A 20,009-nucleotide genomic window follows, 5' to 3' on the forward strand; every position below is an offset into this window, starting at 1 on the left:
TTCCTTTGTTATAAAATTAATAATTACATATCTATTTCTATTCGATCACCACGAGTGGTGGGTTGTGAAATGACAAGAAACTCTACGTCTGCTTCGCCCCGATTCTGCATCTGATGTGGCATCCCCGGTGTAATCTCTATCCCTTCTTGGGGTTCAAGCACAAACTCTTCCCCGTTAAGTTCCATACAAGCCTCACCGCTAAGAATAAAGAAAAACTGACGACTTTTCGAATGGTAGTGCCGGGTTTCAGAAGTTCCTGCAGGCATACGTTCATGAATAATGCTCAGTGTTTCATTTTGAACGAGATGCCAACCATCGCACTGTCCACCCCATATATAGTGTGCCGCATTTTGTTTGCTAATCTTCATGTGAGCGCCTCCGAAGCTTACTTGTTCGGTCTATATCATATCACAGATAGCATGGAGACCCTGCCATTTTTGATTAGCAGCACGCGGCGTCAGTTCTAGAACTATCTCCAGGCAAGCCTAATGATAAAGTATCATGGTTGCATCAACGCCGATCCCGACTTTTGTAAACTGGATCAAAATCATATCTCTTCCGCTATATGCTCATTAAAAAAAGACGTACCGACCAGTCATGCTGGTAACGATACGCCTTCGTTTGAAATACGTCGTCAATGGATTATCCGTTGACCACTTCGCCGCCATTAACGTGCATCACCTGACCGCTCACGTAGGAAGAATCATCCGAAGCGAGATATACGTAAGCTGGAGCCAATTCATTCGGTTGCCCTGGACGTTTCATCGGCTGAGTAGCACCAAATTCACTCACCTTTTTCTCATCAAATGTGGATGGAATGAGCGGGGTCCAAATTGGCCCTGGAGCAACAGCATTCACACGAATTCCCTTCTCCACAACATTCATCGACAAGGAGCGTGTAAATGAAGTGATAGCTCCTTTCGTAGATGAATAATCAATTAACGTCGGATTTCCGCGATATGCGGTAATGGAGGTTGTATTAATGATTGTACTGCCTTTCTTAAGATGTGGCAGAGCAGCCTGTGTAATATAAAACATGCCAAAAATATTTGTGCGGAACGTACGCTCCAGCTGTTCTGGAGTAATATCCTCCAGCTGCTGTTGGGGATGCTGCTCCGCTGCATTATTCACGACAATATCCAGCTTGCCTAGTTGATCCACCGTCTGCTGCACGGATTTCTTGGCAAAGGCATTGTCACCAATATCACCGGGAATCAATATGCATCGGCGTCCTTCCTGTTCGACCTGACGCTTGGTCTCTTCCGCATCCTCATGCTCACTCAGGTATACAATCGCTACATCCGCGCCTTCCTTCGCATATGTAACGGCAACAGCACGTCCAATTCCACTGTCTCCACCCGTGATCAGAGCAACCTTATCTAACAATTTACCGGCTGCTTTATATTCAGGTTTCTCAAACTCTGGTTTGGGGTGCATCTCCGATTCGATACCCGGGCGCTGATCCTGATGTTGGGCAGGCATCGTCTTTTTGTTTTGTGTGTCGGTTGACATCTGGCATTTCTCCTCCCAAAATGGAATGTCCTGATTCAGATTCATTCTGTAGGATGGCATGAACAGTACAGATTAATCCCTTTTCCAATGCTCATGCTCCAAAGTCCCTGTCTCTTGCCTCGATACATACTTACCACTCGCTTTTGGCGGTTAAACAGAAAAATTCCCAATACTCTAATGGCTGTTTCTTTATCGTTTCTCGCAGACATGCTGTCAACTGAGGCAAAGCCGCATTGAATTCGACCTATTATGCCAATCATTCGAAAATTTTATCGAAATTGAACGGATTCACCAACCAAATTGTATTCCTATGCCGTATGGGCTGATGTACAATGTACAGTATACAGATAAGCTTTAAATAAAATTAATCCAGTTTGGATGAAGCGATGTCATGCATTCATGCTTCCCAACTAAGCAAATATTCTGATCTAATATGGAGACCAAACCCATGGAATCGCACATTAATTCTTATATAACACTTGTAGCAACTTCAGCTGTGCTGAATGTTTTTCTGTGTTTATATACTTATGTTAGAAGAGCAGAAATCCCCAGTTCGAAAATATTCATTCTCTATACAGCAGCTCTGTCGGTTTACACCTTCGGTTACGCGATTGAACTCGCCAGCAATACACTGGAGCAGATGAAATTCTGGACGGTCATCGAATACATTGGTATGCCTTTCTCCGCCTCTCTTGGGCTGATGCTCATGATGCAATACACGGGTAAAAAATTATCCAAAAAAGCTTCTGCTGCACTGTTTGTAATCCCTTCCATTACCTTGTTCATGGTGGCAACAAATGATTTTCATCATCTTTTCTATAAAAGAGTATGGTTAAGAGAAGACAGTTCCGTCCCTCTAATGGATATTGCCGTAGGGCAATGGTACGTTGTTCATGGTGCATTCACCTTTTCCTGTCTGTTATGTGCCTGCCTTATTCTCGTCGGACAATGGAAACATACCAAAAAGATGTATCGTCGTCAGTTACTCACATTGATCACTTCACAGCTTATTCCCATGGTAGCGGCCTTTGTGTATTTACTTGGTCTGACCCCAGGTGGTATGGATCCTGTTCCGGTTCTCATGTGCATTACATCCGCAATGTATATCTGGGCTATTCTATCCTCCCGTCTGTTAACCATCGTACCTATCGCCAAGGATAGTATCTTTGAGAGCATGCGTGAAGGCGTTATCGTGCTGGATAGTTCCAATCGTCTCGTCGACTATAATAAATCTCTGCGTGATATGCTGCCAGAGCTTGATTTCAGCATGGTAGGTCAACATCTGAACGATGTATGGCTGTCGCTTGCCGGTGAGACCTTTCCAGTGGAATATGGCCGAGAAGGTCTGCAAACCGATCTGTACTGGCAATTAAACGGAGAGACCGTCTGTTATCAGGTGAGAACCTCTTATGTGTATAACAAAGAAGGACAAGCCGTTGGCACACTGATTATGCTGATTGATATTACAGAGCAACGTTTCCTACAAGAACAATTGAAGCAACTGGCTTACTTCGATGGTCTCACCAAAATATATAACCGCACGCAGTTCCTGCTTAGAGGTCGAGAGATACTGAGTGAAGCCCAGCTTAATCTGCGGCCGACGGCCTTTATCTTATTTGACATTGATCATTTCAAACGAATTAATGACACCTATGGACATGACGTTGGGGATCAGGCCATCATTCATGTGGTCTCTGTATGTAATCGTTATCTGAATTCGGAGATGTTGTTTGCACGTTATGGAGGAGAGGAGTTTGTTATAGCTGTACCCAATGCCTCCCTCCAAGACGGTGAGCAGCTTGCTGAGAAGTTACGCGTGGCTTTGTTGAATGACCCGCTGGAGGTACAAGGTACTCGTATTCCACTGACTTCAAGCTTCGGAGTGGCACAATATAATGGAGGGTCCGATTCTCTAGAATCCTTGCTGCGTGATGCCGATACGGCACTATATGAGTCCAAGCGTAACGGTCGTAACACCGTATTTGCCCACGCTGTAAGCTTGGGTTAACTAAATGTAGCGTTTAACTACGTGAGCCATATATGCCGTTATTTCAACACTAGCACCTTGTTGGTTGTCAGACCATCACCCCAGACCGAGCGAACAAAAATAGACAGCCTCAGGGCTGTCTATTTCAATACGGTTCAAAACCTTACTTTCTTATTCAGCTTGTCCCAACGTTTGAAGTGCAAACGCTTTAAGTTCAGCTCGCAAATAAAACTCGTTTCGCAGCTATTGTTAGATCACCTGGTTGTTCACCATCAGATACACCATAATGAGCAGGAATACGGCAAGCAATGTGCTGAACGTACGAATCTTGCTTTGTTCTGCACTGACGTCACGATTGCTTTTCACAGCCTCTGCTGCCAAGCGTAACGGTTTACCCATAATGCCACCGATTGCTGCAATAGCCAGCAACAGAACCACTACCACGCCCATCCACAGATAGGAATAGTCACCCTTGGTCATCAAGTAACCACCCGTAAGAAGCTGAATCACAAGTCCGTACTGTGCGATACGGTTCAATGAACGGAGCGATGCAAATGCTCCCTCTTGAGCGGCGACACTCAAGGTCCGGATTTTGCCAACTACGAATGGCAAGATCAGATAGAAACCCATCGCCAGTGCTCCAATAATATGGAGCAAATACATAATCATTGTCAAAATGTCCATCCTCCTCAGAAATTTCAGTCAGTGTGCTATACATCACATCTCATTATACTGGGGAACTTATCCAAAGAAAAGAAAACCTCCGGATGATCCGAAGGTTTTCTGTCTGTTCCTGTCAAAAAGTTTTCAAACTTACAAGTTAACTACTGAAATGACGTTACGAACCGAATCCGCAGATTTGTCGAGTCCCGCTTTTTCTTCAGCAGTCAGTTCCAGTTCAAATATTTTCTCAATTCCGTTACCACCCAGAACGGTTGGCACACCAAGGAACAAGTCGTTGTAGCCATATTCCCCTTCAAGGTAAGCAATAACCGGAATGATTCGTTTTTTGTCTTTCAAAATGGCTTCGGTCATTTGCACCAATGAAGCTGCTGGTGCATAATATGCGCTGCCGTTTCCGAGCAGGTTAACGATCTCACCCCCGCCAACACGTGTGCGTTGTACGATGGCTTCAATGCGCTCTGCCGGGATGAGGGTATCGATTGGAATACCGCCAACGCTGGAATAACGAACGAGTGGTACCATATCGTCTCCGTGGCCGCCAAGAACGAATCCACGGACGTCTTCAACCGATACATTCAGCTCTTGTGCAATGAATGTGCAATAACGTGCAGTATCCAGAACACCGGACTGGCCGATTACGCGGTTTTTAGGGAAACCAAGCGTCTGATAAGCTGCATATGTCATTGCATCTACCGGGTTGCTTAGAATAATGACGATGGAATCAGGGCAATATTTTTTCACATTTTCACAAACAGACTTCACGATTCCTGCATTCGTGTTGACCAGATCATCACGGCTCATACCTGGTTTACGGGCAATACCTGCCGTAATAATAACAATCTCCGAACCTGCAGTATCCTCGTAGTTGGAAGTACCGACGATATTGCTGTCGAAGCCCTGAACAGGACTAGCTTCCCACATGTCGAGCGCTTTACCTTTAGTCGGGTTTTCCAATTGCGGAATATCAACCAGAATAACATCCCCGAGTTCTTTTTGGGCAAGCATCAAAGCCGTTGTAGCTCCGGTAAATCCGGCGCCGACTACTGTGATTTTTTTGCGCTGAATAGTCACGATTCACATCTCCCCTTACAGGTTTTTAATGATTTGATCAGCAAATTCAGAACATTTCACTTCAGTAGCGCCGTCCATCAGACGTGCAAAGTCATAAGTTACTGTTTTGTTGTTGATGGATGTTTCCATACCTTTGTAGATCAGGTTAGCCGCTTCTTGCCATCCCAGGTGCTCAAGCAACATTACGCCGGACAGAATAACGGAACCAGGGTTCACGACATCTTTGTCTGCATATTTAGGTGCAGTACCGTGAGTAGCTTCGAAGATAGCATGTCCTGTTACATAGTTGATGTTCGCTCCTGGAGCGATACCAATTCCGCCAACTTGTGCAGCCAGTGCATCGGACAGATAGTCACCGTTCAGGTTCAACGTTGCGATTACATCGAACTCACCTGGACGAGTCAATACTTGTTGCAGAGCGATATCGGCAATAGCATCTTTCACGATGATTTTGCCAGCATCTTCAGCTGCTTTTTGAGCTGCATTAGCTGCATCCGTACCGTCTTTTTCTTTAATGATATCGTATTGTGCCCAAGTGAACACTTTGTCAGCGAACTCGTCTTCAGCAACTTCATATCCCCAGTTTTTGAAGGCACCTTCTGTAAATTTCATGATATTACCTTTGTGTACCAATGTAACGCTCTTACGGTTGTGATCGATGGCATATTGTACTGCTGCACGTACCAAACGTTTGGAACCTTCGGAGGAAACTGGCTTGATACCAATACCGGAAGTTTCAGGGAAGCGGATTTTGTTTGCACCCATCTCCTGTTGCAGGAATTGGATTACTTTTTTCACTTCTTCTGAACCTTCTGCGTATTCAATACCTGCATAGATATCTTCCGTATTCTCACGGAAAATGACCATGTCTACCAACTCAGGACGTTTAACCGGAGAAGGTACACCATCGAAATAACGAACAGGACGCAAGCAAGTGTACAGATCCAGTTCTTGACGAAGCGCTACGTTCAGGGAACGAATTCCGCCACCGATTGGTGTAGTCAATGGTCCTTTGATCGCTACGATATACTCGCGAATAGCTTCAAGCGTATCGTTTGGCAGCCACTCCCCGTATGTATCGAATGCTTTTTGTCCAGCAAACACTTCATACCATGCGATTTTTTTGTTGCCGTCATATGCTTTTTCAACAGCTGCATCCAATACACGTTTGGAAGCTTTCCAGATGTCACGGCCTGTACCGTCACCTTCGATAAATGGAATGATCGGGTTATTAGGTACTTGCAGTGTACCGTTATCAATTTGAATTTTTTCGCCTTCAGTTGGGTGAGCAAATTTTTCTAATTTCATTAGTATAATTCCTCCTTGGGTTTCGTAGATGCAGTATGATAACACACCGCTTGTCTTATTGGAGGAAGGGTTATGAACGTGCTGCTAATTTCAGCCAACATGTTACACCCCTTCACCCCGTCCTTTTTATTATACTGGTTTTGATGCCATTAGCGAAGTTCGATTGAAACGTACTTCTGATCTGTTGGGCCTGTGTACTCGGCACGCGGACGAATAATACGGTTATCCGCAAGCTGTTCCAGAATATGAGCAGTCCAACCTGATACCCGGCTAATCGCAAAGATTGGTGTAAACAGGACCTCTTCAATACCCAATTGGGTATATACGGAAGCGGAATAGAAATCTACATTTGGTTTCAGACCTTTTTGTCCTGTCACCAGTTCTTCGATCTTCACCGACATATCGTACAAGTGTGTATCGTTGTTCATTTCCCCCAGTTCCTTGGACATCTTTTGCAGATGTTTCGCACGTGGGTCTCCATTTTTGTAGACACGGTGTCCAAAGCCCATGATCTTCTCACGGTTGTTCAATTTTTCTTGAATAGCTGCTTCCAGACGATCAGGTGTTCCAATCTCATTCAGCATTTTCATAACGGCTTCATTTGCACCGCCATGCAATGGCCCCTTCAATGCGCCAATCGCAGAAGTTACTCCCGAATAGATGTCGGAAAGCGTAGCTACTGTTACACGTGCTGCAAATGTAGAAGCGTTCAACTCGTGATCCGCATGCAGGACAAGCGCTTGATCAAGGGCTTTAACAGCGGTCTCGGCTGGTTGTTCTCCAGTCATCATATATAAAAAGTTTTCTGCGATGGAAGCGCCTTCTTTTGGAGCCACAGGTTCTTTGCCCTGACGGATACGGGCTATGGCTGCCACAATGGTTGGCAACTGCGCTTGCAGCTTAACCGCTTTATTCTCGTTCGCTTCCGCTGTCATCTCGTCAGCCTGCTCATCGTACAGAGCCAGTGCGGATACCGCGGAACGCAGTGCTGCCATGGTACTCATGTTTTTCGGATACAATTGGATTTGTGCAATCAACTCGCTCGGAATCGGCGCGTAATCGCTCAGGCTTTTGCGAAGGGATTTCAGTTCATCCGTAGTTGGCAATTTACCAAACCACAGTAAATAGGCAACTTCTTCAAAGCTTGCATGTTCTGCCAGATCGTCAATATCGTAACCACGGTATGTAAGCACACCGTCTACAATGGAGCTGATCGAAGAGGTTGTTGCAACGATGCCTTCCAGACCTTTGGTAGCTGTCATATTACATCTCTCCTTTAATAAACGAAATCAAGAACCCATCCAGAGTGTCATCTACGTGCTCAAACGCACTCGTCCTTCTTTTGTAACCATTTACATTTTAAAATTAATAAATACATCAATATCCGGTTTTCATATCTGTCAATCGGTATTTCCTTATCTCATCATACTGGATTTTGTCGTTTATGTGAACATGATGCGAGGTCATCCGCACATCAAACTTCTTTATCAGACCGATAAAGCATTTTTGAAAACCTTTACAAAAACAAGGTTGACATTTTATTCTTTTTATATAAATCCGTGCTATAAATCAAGTTTTTATTGCTATATTTTGTGAACATGAGGCATACTCTAGGCAAAAGAAAAGATATAATTCGACGACATCCTGGCGTTTCAAATCAGTGTATTTGCTCTATATTAACTAGATAACTTCCTGTGCTTCCCTCATGGTAGCTTGAAATGGAATAAGGAGAGTTGATGCTTGGATAGAATCATAATGAAACGCCTGTTGCGCGGCTTATGGGTGATTATCGCGACCATACTCATTGCCGTTGCCATATACCTGCTGTTCCCGCTGTTATATCCTTTTGCCATCGCCTGGATTATCGCTTATGCGATGAATCCTCTGGTGAAGTTGCTTCAATACAAGGCCCGATTTCCCCGCTGGCTGGCTGTAACCTTATCATTAATCATTTATTTCGGGGCCATTGTCGTCGTATTATCTGCCGCGGTAACCCGTATGGTCAAGGAAGTCATTTCACTAACGACGAGCTTCGACCTTCATGTCGATGAGATAAAAGCTACGTTCGTCCGCTGGACTCAGAATGATACGATTCAGAGTTTAATTGGACAGATTAATGAATTTTACAAAGAAAATCCCAATTATCAGGAGACCATTAACAGCAATATTAGCAAAACAACCGAAACGGTAGGTACAGCTGTAACGGACCTGGTCACCGGATTTTTCAACATGATCCTGAACCTGCTCACTTCTCTACCCAATATGGGAGCCGTATTAATCGTGGTTCTGCTATCAACTTTCTTTATAAGCAAAAGTTGGACCAGACACAGCATTACCGTATCGGGCTGGGTACCCTCATCCATTCGCAAACCGATTACCGACATATGGAATGATCTGAAAAAAGCCCTGTTCGGTTATGCACGAGCCCAGTTGATCATGATCTCCATCACCGCATTATTTGTCATGATTGGATTGCTTGTGCTCCAGGTTAAGTCTGCCTTCACGATTGCATTGCTTATCGGTCTGGTGGATCTGCTTCCTTATCTCGGCGTTGGCCTGGTGATGGTTCCCTGGGCAGCATACCTGCTTATGAATGGAGACTTGTACCTGGGGATCGGCATCAGTATTGTATATCTCATTGTGCTGATTGCTCGCCAAATCATTGAACCAAAAGTGCTTGCCAGCAGTGTCGGGTTGGAGCCTCTGGCCACATTGGTTGGCATGTTTGTCGGATTGAAACTGTTCGGTGTACTCGGTTTGATTATCGGCCCTGTCAGCCTCGTTATCCTTGATGCATTTAATCGAGCGAACGTGTTCCGTGATCTCCGAACATATATTATTAACGGACGTGTCCGATGAATAAAAAAAGGCACCGCTCATCAGACTGAATCTGGTGGTGGGTGCCTTTCTTTAACTGATGCTGGTATATCCTATTTTTTCGGACCACGATAAAACTTAATACTTCCGTTTCTCATTTTTTTCTCCAGCCAGCCCAGGAAGAATAGACGGTACACTGAACGTGTTACTGGGAACAACAGTGTAAATCCGATCAGATCTGTGATAAAGCCCGGAATCAACAGCAGGAAACCACCGACAAAAATAAATAGTCCATCTACCATTTTCCTTCCGGGCACCTTACCGCGCTCCATCTCGGATTTGGCATCAATAAGTACTTTTCGTCCTTCAAACTGCAACATTGCTATACCGATCAAGGACGTGAGAATCATGAGAAGCAATGTCTTTCCGGCTCCAATCCAGTCACTCATAAGAATGAAACCAAACAGTTCAATCACCGGAATGATTAATAGCAGGGCCCACATCCATCTTCGCATTACGTATTACCCCTTTCCTGAAAGCCACACTTTCTCAAGCGCGCTGTAGAGCTCAGAAGCTGCCTTATCCAGCCTGACTGGCTTCCAGTCCCCATTGACCCATACATGTTGGGTAGAGCCTGTAACCAATCGTTCACCAGGAAGGGACTCCTCAGATGACCATACTCGTTGCCCGCTGCCTATCTGCTCATTAAGGTCTGGAGTCATGCGCCTTATGTCATACTCATAGTTCAGTCGCAGACCACTAAATGCAGCAATACGGGTGAAAATGATGATGTCATCATCATACCGGGCAGGTTTATGATATTTCACATCCAGTCCGGTTACCGGAAGCAGTAACCCCTGTTCCTCCATTTTACGATATGTATACCCCATTTGGCGAATCATCTCGGTTCGACCGATTTCAAACCAATTCAAATAGTTGGCGTGATAGACCACACCCATCTGATCACTTTCTTGATAACGCACGCGAAGGCGTGCCGTGTACCAACTGCCATTGCTTTGTTGTTGCATGTTACCGGCCTCCTTCGATATACCAATTATTACGTATCTAGCGACGATAAAGTCTCATAAAGATGGAAAAAAAGCAACGGGACGCAAACGCCCCATTGCTTCATTCCTGTTGCTTCTCGTCCAAACACAATTATGCGTTGTTTGGAATTTGGCTTACTTTGATCAGGTTAGTGGAACCCGAACGACCCAAAGGTACACCCGCTGTAATAACAACAAGATCTCCTTCTTTTACAAGTCCGGATTTCACGCCGCCTTCAATTGCATTTTCAAACAAAGCGTCAGTGGAATCAACAAGTCTTCCTTTGACTGGTGTTACACCCCAAGCCAGTGCAAGACGACGGGAAGTTCTGTCTTCCGTTGTCACCGCGATGATTGGAGATTCTGGACGATATTTAGAAATCATGCGTGCTGTATGACCGGATTCAGTCGAAGTAATGATCGCTTTAGCGTTCAGATCTTGAGCTGACAGGGCAACAGATTGGCTGATTGCTTCAGTAACTGTTGTTTGTTGTGCAACACGTTGTTTCAGATACAGCTCTTGGTAAGGCAGAGCGGATTCTGCTTTTTCGGCAATACGGGACATTGTCAGAACGGATTCAACTGGGTATTTACCAGCAGCTGTTTCACCAGACAACATGATTGCATCTGTACCGTCGAAGATCGCATTAGCCACGTCACTTGCTTCTGCACGTGTTGGACGCGGGTTGCGTTGCATGGAATCCAGCATTTGTGTAGCTGTGATAACCGGTTTGCCTGCAACGTTACATTTTTCGATCATGCGTTTTTGTACCAATGGTACTTCTTCCGCAGGAATCTCTACACCCAGGTCTCCACGAGCAACCATCAGGCCATCGGACACTTCAAGGATTTCATCCAGGTTGTCCACACCTTGTTGGTTCTCAATTTTGGAGATGATTTGGATATGTCCAGCATTGTGTTTTTCAAGCAATTCACGAATCTCAAGGACGTCGCTTGCTTTACGAACAAATGAAGCCGCGATGAAATCGACACCTTGCTCGATACCAAATACGATATCGTTAGCATCTTTTTCAGTAATACCCGGCAGAGAAATGGCAACGCCAGGAACGTTAACACCTTTTTTGCTTTTGATCGTACCGCCGTTAACGATACGGCATTTGATCTCGGTGCCTTGTACTTCCACCACAGTCAGTCCGATCAGACCGTCGTCGATCAGAATTGTAGATCCCGGTTCAACATCACTCGGAAGATCTGCATACGTAATGGAGAGACGTTCTTTGGTGCCCAGAATTTCTTCTGTTGTCAAAGTGATGTACTCGTCTTGAACCAATTCGATTGGCTCCACTTCGAGTTTACCTGTCCGAATTTCCGGTCCTTTGGTGTCCAGCAAGATCGCTACTGTCTTGTTCAGCTCTTCGCATGCTTGGCGAATTGCTGTGATCCGTCCGCCGTGCTCATCGAAATCACCGTGGGAGAAGTTCAAACGGGCCACGTTCATACCGGCCATAATCAATTTTTTGGTATTCTCCAATGATTCACTGGATGGACCAATCGTACATACAATCTTTGTTTTGCGCATTTTGGGTTTCCTCCGATTTTAAAGGTCTATCTTTTTATCTCTTTTTCTTTTTCCAACTATTAAATTTACTATACTTTTGCTCATTTGTATAGGAAATTCGTCACATCATTCAGCATTTCCCGACAAATTACCCGCTGGATCGACTTCAACAGGTACTTGAGGGGCTTCAATTTGCACCTCAGGTTCAAACGTGACTGATCCAATCTTACGGAATTTCTCATACCGATCCTGCTTCAATTGGTCACCAGTCCAGCCTTTCATCTCGTCCAGATGACGAACCAATGCCTCGCTAATTGCAGCCGCAGATTCTTCATAATCCCGATGAGCACCACCGCGTGGCTCAGGGATTATTTCTTCAATGACCTCCATCTCCAGAAGGTCTTTGGCCGTTATTTTCATCGCTTCGGCCGCCTGATCTGCCTTGGATGCATCTTTCCAAAGAATGGACGCAGCACCGTTCGGAGAGATCGCTGAGTAAATCGCATGCTCCAGCATCAACACACGATTACCCACAGCCATAGCCAGGGCCCCGCCGCTTCCGCCTTCGCCGATGACCACTATAATAACAGGCACCGAGAGCTTCGCCATTTCCAGCAGGTTACGGGCAATAGCTTCCGATTGACCTCTCTCTTCAGCAGTATTACCCGGATACGCCCCTTTAGTATCAACGAATGTAATAATTGGACGACCAAATTTGTTCGCTTGCTTCATGAGACGCAGCCCTTTTCGGAATCCTTCTGGATGTGCGCTCCCAAAAAAACGGGCGATATTATCCTTCGTATCTTTCCCCCGCTGTTGGCCGATGACCGTTACTGTTTTTCCGTTTAGCTTCGCCAGTCCGCCAACAACCGCCAGATCGTCTCCGAACATGCGATCACCGTGCAACTCAATGAAATCGGTAAATATCAATTGGATTAAATCCAGTGCCGTCGGACGCTGCTGATGCCGCGCCAGATGCATTTTCTGAGCAGCCGTTATGCCGGTATAAATCTCTTCTTCGAGTCTATGATAACGTTCTTCCAGGCGGGCAATTTCATCAGTGAAGTCGATGCCTTTTTCCTGTCCAAACTGTACGAGCTCTTCGATCTTCTTGCGCATCTCAACCAGAGGCGCTTCATATGGCAACTCACCCGCCATTTAGACCCCTCCTTTTTCACTATGCATGTCTAGAAGCTTGCCAAGGGTGGCTCGAAGTTCTTTACGATGGACCACCATGTCCAGCTGACCGTGCTGCAAATTAAATTCTGCCGTCTGAAAATCATCAGGCAGTTTCTGACGGATCGTCTGCTCAATGACGATTCTACCGGCGAAGCCAAATACAGCTCCCGGCTCGGCGATGATGATATCACCAAGGCTCGCAAAACTGGCCGAAACTCCACCTGTCGTAGGATCGGTAATGACCGAAATATACAATCCGCCCTGTTCATCCAAACGGGACAAAGCCGCACTAGTTTTCGCCATTTGCATAAGGCTAAGAATACTCTCTTGCATCCGGGCACCCCCAGATGTTGAGAAAATGATCAAAGGTAAGCGTTTCTCTGTTGCATGCTCAATCGCACGGGTAATTTTCTCCCCTACAACCGAACCCATACTACCTGTGAAGAAGTCGAAGCTCATGACAGCAACAACCACAGGCAAACCTTCTAAGGTTCCCTCACCCGTAATGACAGCTTCCTTCAGTCCTGACTTCAGGCGCTGTTGTTCCAGTTTGTTACTATATCCAGGGAATTCAAGTGGATCAACTGATACCATATCAGCGTCATACTCCACAAACCCTTGCTCATCTAGAACCATGGCGATACGTTCCATTGCGTTCAAACGCATATGGTAGCCGCAAGCCGGACATACTTTCAGGTTTTTTTCCAATTCCTTGCTATATTGAATCGTGCCGCATTTGCTGCACTTGTTCATAAGTCCTTCAGGTATTTCCCGTTTTGGACGTTCTCCAGCTTCCTGACCTTCGCCACGAAGCGCACGCTCGGAAGGTATGGTGGCGTACTTCCGTTTTTTCTGGAATATATCTTTGAACACAACTACACCTCTCCAGCCGTTGATTTGATGGCCGCAACCTGCAGTCCGTTGCATGTAGCAACTTCATCCGCGCGCTGCGGTAAACCGCTTACGACCCATACGCTGCCATGGGCCTTGTCCAGCATTCACAACAAAAAAATCCGCCGGTATAAGGCAAGGATCAGCGGCTTCTGTCAGCACGATTGATGTTACCTGCAATAACCGAAAGATTGTTGCGCTGATGTTTGAATCTGTCTTGGTAGGGTCTCTGGGAGCAATCTGGTCAGTCCTTGTCCTAACAAAAAAAGAAGGAAGGACAGCAGCATACAATACATGCAAGTCGATTCCTCTTTCCGCTTACGCGGTCAGTCCCTTATGTACCATTGGTACTTCTTCATCTGCCAAGGCACGTCTGATATCGAATGAATCAGGAATGCAGAATCGAATTCAGCACTTCCTGAACCTCTTCCAATTCCCCTGAAGGGACGCGAATCTCAAATTGCTGCTTGGATAAACTGATGGGACGGGTCTGTACCAGAAAACCTTCTTCCGAAAGCTTGGTCTTAATCTTGTCCGCAACCTTTGCTGTCGGTGCAATGTAAATCACCGTCCACATGCCATGTCCGCCCCCTAAGCTAATGTTCAGAGCCCGTATATTGGACTAATGATAACATACCTCACTTTTTTTCTGCAAGGAAGGGTTCGGGACCTTTGGGGAGAAAACGAGATCTAGAGGGACATTTGTCCCGCGAGGATAACCGATATGGTTGATGCAATGTTCCTAAGACTTTCTTTATCAAAAAGGAATTTCAGGCCGCTCAGGGCAGCAACAGCCACCCTGGATGACCTTCCATTGAACAAACAAAAGATACCAAATGAATGAAAAACACAAATGGAGAAAATCAGATATCCGATGGATATTTCTTGGCTTTAATATTTTTGTGAGCAATTCGGGCAGAAGCAGCAGCGGCGAGCCCGGCAACCAGGTCGTCCAGAAAAACATGTATAGCTGGTCCTGCTTCGTTCAGATCATGAATGACACCAATCTTTTCTTTATCCAGATAACCAAAACTGGTTAAACCGATCATACCATACACATGGGTAATGCCAAGAGCAAGAGTCTCGTCCACTCCATACAGGGATTCATCCGCCTCCATAATTGCCTGCAAAGGTTGCGGCAAAAGGCGTTTCTCAGCAAGCTCGTCGAGGGCTATACCTGTGTACAGCGTATATTGCACCTCACGTTTCTGCAGTACCGATTTTACACTCGTGACACAGTCATCCATAGTCAGTTCCGGGTGGTACCCTTTTTGCAGACGATATACAATTTCCGCGATTGCATCAATCTGTACACCCCGCCGGGCCAGCATGGCTTCTACGATTTCATATGACATATCTCGACCTCCCGCATCGCTCCCCCGAGGACCCCCAGGTCCTTCGGTGTTCTCAAGTGTATGCGGCAAACTTCCAAAATGTTCATAAAAAATGCGGAATGCACATTCGCTTTGATAGTCTGCTTATCCTATAAATTATGTAAAAAGATTCACATATTACATTCTTGCTTGCGTTCAATATCTCCTTCGCCTGCATACCTGATGGAATTGGTAAAATAAATACAAAAAACCTGCTCGGCAGTTGGCCGAACAGGTTTCATCATTGGAAATAAGAGAGGTGTCACAAAAGTCATGAGCATGGCTTGAGACACCTTTCAAGTTTTATTCGATTCGGACCTAACGAATCCAGCGCACGTTATTAGCTCCAATTTCCACAGAACTGCGGTTTAACGAATCACAGAGATGTTATTTCGTCATTCTATAAAGTCGTGCCGCAGTTTTGTACCGGAGTACCGTCACTGAAGTTCGTTAAATTTTGCATTTTACGATCATCCGCCTTTAAGGCGCGGTAGATTCGTTAGCGCTTTGAATCGAGAAACAATCTCTTGCGTGATAGGCTATTATTTTATTTTGACCGTGCCCTCACCCAGCATCTTCTCCATCTCGGAGAACAAAGAGGGCGAAGGTTTAATCCGGTAGGCATCACTCAATGCGAGCAGCTTCTGCTGCTGTTCATAGAAGAGCACCGTCGCCACCGGGCCCGAATGCTGCTGAAGCAACTGTTTCAGTCGGGCCAGAAGCTCGGGCTTCTCCGACTGCGGGGTGATCTTCACGAACACCCGCTGCTCCGCCACTCGTGGCCCACGACTCTGCTCCGTGCCGCTAGCGGCCTCAGGGGCCCGACGAGCCACGGAAGCAGCCCCATTCGCATCGGCCGCCCCAGATCCCCCCCCAGCGCCGTGCGACGCTGCCGGACCCTTGCCTGCGCTGCTGCGTGCAGCTCCGGCTCCCGCGCCGCTCGCCTGCCGTGGCGGAGCCGCCGGGCGCGAAGCACTGCCGCCGCCGGGCTTACCGCGCCGTTCGCGGCTGCGCAGCTGCTGTTCCAGTGCCGCTGGTGACAACGGCGCCACTTCCTCAGCCAGCAGCTTGAACCCTTCGTCCTGCTGCTGCACCTTGGCGCGCACGACGAGCAGTTCACCTTTCCCGACATGCTGCTGGCTGCGCCGCCATACTTCGGGAAAGAGAACCACTTCACAGCGTTCGATCTGGTCTTCCAGCTCCATGAACGCCATAGCCTTGCCTTGTTTCGTCGTAATTGACTTCACAGACACGACCATCCCGGCTGCCACGGCCATCGTATCGTCAGCCGCTTCCGTCAGCTCCATAATGCGATCTGCGCCGCTGGATTCAAGCACATCTTCATAGTCATCTAATGGATGACCAGATAGATACAAACCTAACAGCTCACGTTCCAACTCCAATTGCTGACTCCCGGAATAAGGCGGAATTTGAGGATATTCAATCTCCCAGTTCGGCGTCTCGACAAAATCAAACAATTGAATTTGCAGATCCTCGCGTTCTTTGCGCCATTTCAAAGCCGCTTCCACAGTCTCATCCAGCATGGCAAGTAATTGGGCACGGTGCCCAGGCAATGTGTCAAAGGCTCCCGCCTGAATAAGCGATTCAATTACACGTTTGTTGCATACCCGCAAATCGACGCGACGACAAAAATCGAGCAAACTGTCGAACGGTCTTTCCTGCCGTACAATCATGATACTTTCCATCGCCTGGGTACCTACATTTTTCACCGCAGCCAGACCGAAACGTATCGCCCCGGTTACAGTATCTGCATCAGAGTTCTGATTCGACAATCCATCTTTCTCCTGTACAGCAGACATTTCATGCTGTTCAGAATGCGAGGACTCCTCTTCCACAGTTCCATGCAGACGTTCTGCTGTAGAAACAGTCACTACGCCCGAATTAATCCGATCCTCGGACTGCTCTGGCACAGCCGTCGCTGCCTGCCACTCATAGGCACTACCGTCTTCGTCTGGTGAGGGACCCGGGTCATCTGGTAGAGGTGCTTCACCGTACTCCGCTTGTCCGGAATAATGATCATCAACATGTATGGCATGTTCCATCGTAGAACTTGCTGTACCGTCCTCCCCATGTTCTCCCTCTAAACGTTGGGTTTCCGCCGCTTGTCCAGCCTTTGTTCTGTTGGATGATGCAAGCACAGGTGTAAATAGAATGCCGCTCTCATTCACATCCGGTGGAAGTACTTCAATATCCATGCGACGGCATTCCACAACGTACTCCGCTACTTTGCGGTGACTGCCCATAACGGCTGTTAACATCGATGCCATAAAATGAATGGGATAATGTGCTTTCAGATAAGCCGTCTGGAAAGCAAGCACGCCATACGCAGCGGCATGAGCACGCGGGAAACCGTAGTTGGCAAACTTGACGATCATGTCATAGACCAGGTCTGCCTCCGCTTCACTGTATCCTTGCTTAAGACTGCCCTGAACAAAATGTCCACGTTCGAGATCCAGTACTTCCCGTTTCTTCTTGGAAACCGCTCTACGGAGCAAATCTGCTTCGCCGAGAGAGAAGCCCGCCATCCGGGAAGCAATCTGCATAATTTGTTCCTGATATACAATGATGCCGTACGTATCCTTGAGGATGGACTCCAGATCCGCATGCGGGTAATCCACTTCGATCTGTCCATGTTTGCCCTGAATGTATTTGGAGATGAATTCCATTGGGCCCGGACGATACAAGGCCAGCACGGAAATAATATCTTCAAATACACTTGGCTTCAGCTCCTTCAGGACACGACGCACTCCTGCGGATTCGAGCTGGAATATCCCCATCGTGTCGCCTCGACCAAGCATCTCATATGTGAGTGCGTCGTCATCCGGAATATGACGAAAATCCGGAATTTCGGCATTTTCCCCAATCCAGCGCAGACAGCGTTCAATAATTGAAAGGGTACGCAGACCGAGGAAGTCCATTTTGAGCAGTCCGATAGACTCCAGGTTTTCCATGGAATATTGCGTTAAGGCCGTTCCCTCACTGCCCTCCTGAAGCGGAACAGCATCCGTCAGCGGATCACGGGAGATGACAACCCCCGCCGCATGTGTGGAAGCATGACGAGGCATACCTTCCACCTTCATGGCCATATCGAGCAATTCACGTGTTTTCGGCTTGGTCTCATACAAAGCCTTTAGTTCAGGGGTGGATTCCATTGCCCGCTGAATGTTAATACCAAGCTGTGCAGGAATCAGCTTCGCTGCCTTGTCCACCTCGCCGTAAGGCACATTCAGTGCACGTCCGACGTCCCGAACGGCTGCACGGGCAGCCATCGTACCAAAGGTAATGATCTGGGCGACATGGGCTTTGCCATATTTTTTCGCCACATATTCAATGACTTCGTCCCTACGTTCATCGCTGAAGTCGATATCAATATCGGGCATGGAGATCCGTTCCGGATTCAAAAACCTCTCGAAGAGCAGGTTATACTTCATGGGATCAACGTCTGTAATACGCAAGGTATAGGCAACCAGACTACCTGCCGAGGAGCCACGTCCCGGTCCGGTAACAATTCCCTGCTGGTGAGAATAGGCGATAAAATCCCACACGATCAGAAAATAATCCGAGAATCCCATACTGTCTATAACCCGGAGCTCATAATCCAGCCGCTGTTCAAGTGCGGCTCTGAGCTCCGAGTCCGTCCAACGTGATGATTCACTATAGCGCTCTTCCATTCCCTCTTCGCACAACTGACGCAGATAGGTAGAAGGACTTTTCCCTTCAGGAAGCGGTCTGTACTCCGGCAAAATGGATTTGCCGAATTCGAGCTGCAACTCACATGACTCCGCGATGCGAACCGTATTCGCCAAAGCCTCGGGCACATGTGGGAACAAACGCGCCATTTCTTGTTCACTCTTGAGATAGAGCTGATTGGTTCCAATGCGCAGCCGATTCTCGTCATCTACCGTTTTCCCTGTTCCGATGCAGATCAACACATCCTGAAGCTCAGCGTCCTCTTCGGACAGATAATGCGCATCATTAGTCGCCACCAATGGAATATCCAGTTCTGCTGCCAGACGAATCAGCTGAGGGTTCACTCTTTTTTGCTCAGATAGCCCATGATCCTGCAGTTCCAGATAGAAATCGGCACCAAAAATATTTTTGTAACGCAGCGCCGCACGCTTTGCCTCTTCCTCTCGTCCATGCAGCAGATGCTGGGGAACCTCGCCTCCCAGACATGCACTTAAACAGATGATACCCTCGTGATGGGCAGCCAGACTCTCCATATCAATACGTGGTTTGTAATGGAAGCCTTCCAAATGTCCGATGGAGCATAGTTTCATCAGATTTTGATAACCCGTCATATTTTTGGCTAGTAAAATCAGATGATGGATCGGCTGATCCTTGCGGCTTCCCCGCTCTTTGCGAGACCCGGCAGTCATATAAGCCTCACATCCAATGATCGGCTTAATTCCCCGCTCGACGCATGCTTTATAGAAAGGAATAGCACCATACATTACACCGTGGTCGGTCAATGCCAGCGTAGTCATTCCGAGATCCGCGGCCTTATTCACGAGATCCGGTATACGCGCAGCGCCGTCCAGCAAACTATATTCACTGTGAACGTGCAAATGCACAAAAGAACTCATGTTTTTTTCTTCCTT

At 46.9% G+C, this 20,009-nt stretch carries 16 protein-coding genes; 2 read left to right on the forward strand and 14 right to left on the reverse strand.

The genetic code is table 11. The features are described 5' to 3' along the window. Positions 1-23: 23 nt before the first annotated feature. Both BUA17_RS13765 and BUA17_RS13770 read right to left on the reverse strand, forming a co-directional pair. Entirely contained in the window at positions 24-368 is a 345-nt protein-coding gene (locus BUA17_RS13765; protein ID WP_072733978.1) for a cupin domain-containing protein, read from the reverse strand. A 274-nt stretch (positions 369-642) separates the two neighbouring features. Next, entirely contained in the window at positions 643-1,512 is an 870-nt protein-coding gene (locus BUA17_RS13770; protein ID WP_072733979.1) for an SDR family oxidoreductase, read from the reverse strand. 448 nt (positions 1,513-1,960) lie between these two features. Here BUA17_RS13770 and BUA17_RS13775 point away from each other — a divergent pair, with 448 nt between their 5' ends. Next, positions 1,961-3,520 carry a histidine kinase N-terminal 7TM domain-containing diguanylate cyclase gene (locus tag BUA17_RS13775; RefSeq protein WP_063568096.1) on the forward strand — a complete coding sequence of 520 codons (1,560 nt, stop codon included), beginning with the start codon at positions 1,961-1,963 and terminating at the stop codon, positions 3,518-3,520. A 228-nt stretch (positions 3,521-3,748) separates the two neighbouring features. Here BUA17_RS13775 and BUA17_RS13780 read toward each other — a convergent pair whose 3' ends face one another. The 4 genes from BUA17_RS13780 to citZ form a co-directional block, all read right to left on the reverse strand. Further along, a complete protein-coding gene (locus BUA17_RS13780) occupies positions 3,749-4,174 on the reverse strand; it encodes a hypothetical protein (RefSeq protein WP_170867849.1) in 426 nt (141 codons plus the stop codon). Positions 4,175-4,312: 138 nt separating this feature from the next. Continuing rightward, positions 4,313-5,254 (reverse strand): malate dehydrogenase, encoded by a 942-nt coding sequence (mdh, locus tag BUA17_RS13785; protein ID WP_072733980.1) that lies wholly within the window; start codon positions 5,252-5,254, stop codon positions 4,313-4,315. A gap of 15 nt (positions 5,255-5,269) precedes the next feature. Further along, a complete protein-coding gene (gene icd / locus BUA17_RS13790) occupies positions 5,270-6,562 on the reverse strand; it encodes an NADP-dependent isocitrate dehydrogenase (RefSeq protein ID WP_063568094.1) in 1,293 nt (430 codons plus the stop codon). A gap of 149 nt (positions 6,563-6,711) precedes the next feature. Beyond that, entirely contained in the window at positions 6,712-7,824 is a 1,113-nt protein-coding gene (gene citZ / locus BUA17_RS13795; protein WP_072733981.1) for a citrate synthase, read from the reverse strand. Between the two features lie 478 nt (positions 7,825-8,302). On the opposite strand from citZ, the gene ytvI reads away from it, so the two are divergent. Continuing rightward, complete coding sequence (gene ytvI, locus BUA17_RS13800) at positions 8,303-9,421, forward strand: sporulation integral membrane protein YtvI (RefSeq protein WP_072733982.1); 1,119 nt, start codon at positions 8,303-8,305, stop codon at positions 9,419-9,421. Positions 9,422-9,492: 71 nt separating this feature from the next. Here ytvI and BUA17_RS13805 read toward each other — a convergent pair whose 3' ends face one another. From BUA17_RS13805 to BUA17_RS13840, 8 genes are all read right to left on the reverse strand, one after another. After that, on the reverse strand, positions 9,493-9,894 hold the full coding sequence (locus BUA17_RS13805) for an FxsA family protein (RefSeq protein ID WP_063568091.1): 402 nt from the start codon (positions 9,892-9,894) through the stop codon (positions 9,493-9,495). A 6-nt stretch (positions 9,895-9,900) separates the two neighbouring features. Beyond that, entirely contained in the window at positions 9,901-10,407 is a 507-nt protein-coding gene (locus tag BUA17_RS13810) for an acyl-CoA thioesterase (protein WP_063568090.1), read from the reverse strand. 130 nt (positions 10,408-10,537) lie between these two features. Beyond that, on the reverse strand, positions 10,538-11,965 hold the full coding sequence (gene pyk, locus BUA17_RS13815) for a pyruvate kinase (protein ID WP_063568089.1): 1,428 nt from the start codon (positions 11,963-11,965) through the stop codon (positions 10,538-10,540). Between the two features lie 105 nt (positions 11,966-12,070). After that, positions 12,071-13,102: an acetyl-CoA carboxylase carboxyltransferase subunit alpha gene (locus BUA17_RS13820; protein ID WP_064639318.1), complete on the reverse strand. Its 1,032-nt coding sequence runs from the start codon at positions 13,100-13,102 to the stop codon at positions 12,071-12,073. After that, entirely contained in the window at positions 13,103-13,996 is an 894-nt protein-coding gene (gene accD, locus BUA17_RS13825) for an acetyl-CoA carboxylase, carboxyltransferase subunit beta (RefSeq protein WP_063568087.1), read from the reverse strand. Positions 13,997-14,402: 406 nt separating this feature from the next. After that, entirely contained in the window at positions 14,403-14,591 is a 189-nt protein-coding gene (locus tag BUA17_RS13830; RefSeq protein WP_017689496.1) for a hypothetical protein, read from the reverse strand. A 286-nt stretch (positions 14,592-14,877) separates the two neighbouring features. Next, on the reverse strand, positions 14,878-15,369 hold the full coding sequence (locus tag BUA17_RS13835; protein ID WP_024629130.1) for a phosphatidylglycerophosphatase A family protein: 492 nt from the start codon (positions 15,367-15,369) through the stop codon (positions 14,878-14,880). Between the two features lie 560 nt (positions 15,370-15,929). Further along, entirely contained in the window at positions 15,930-19,994 is a 4,065-nt protein-coding gene (locus BUA17_RS13840; RefSeq protein ID WP_072733983.1) for a DNA polymerase III subunit alpha, read from the reverse strand. Positions 19,995-20,009: the final 15 nt, after the last annotated feature.

The organism is Paenibacillus sp. ov031 (assembly GCF_900143165.1).
Taxonomy (GTDB): Bacteria; Bacillota; Bacilli; order Paenibacillales; family Paenibacillaceae; genus Paenibacillus; species Paenibacillus marchantiae.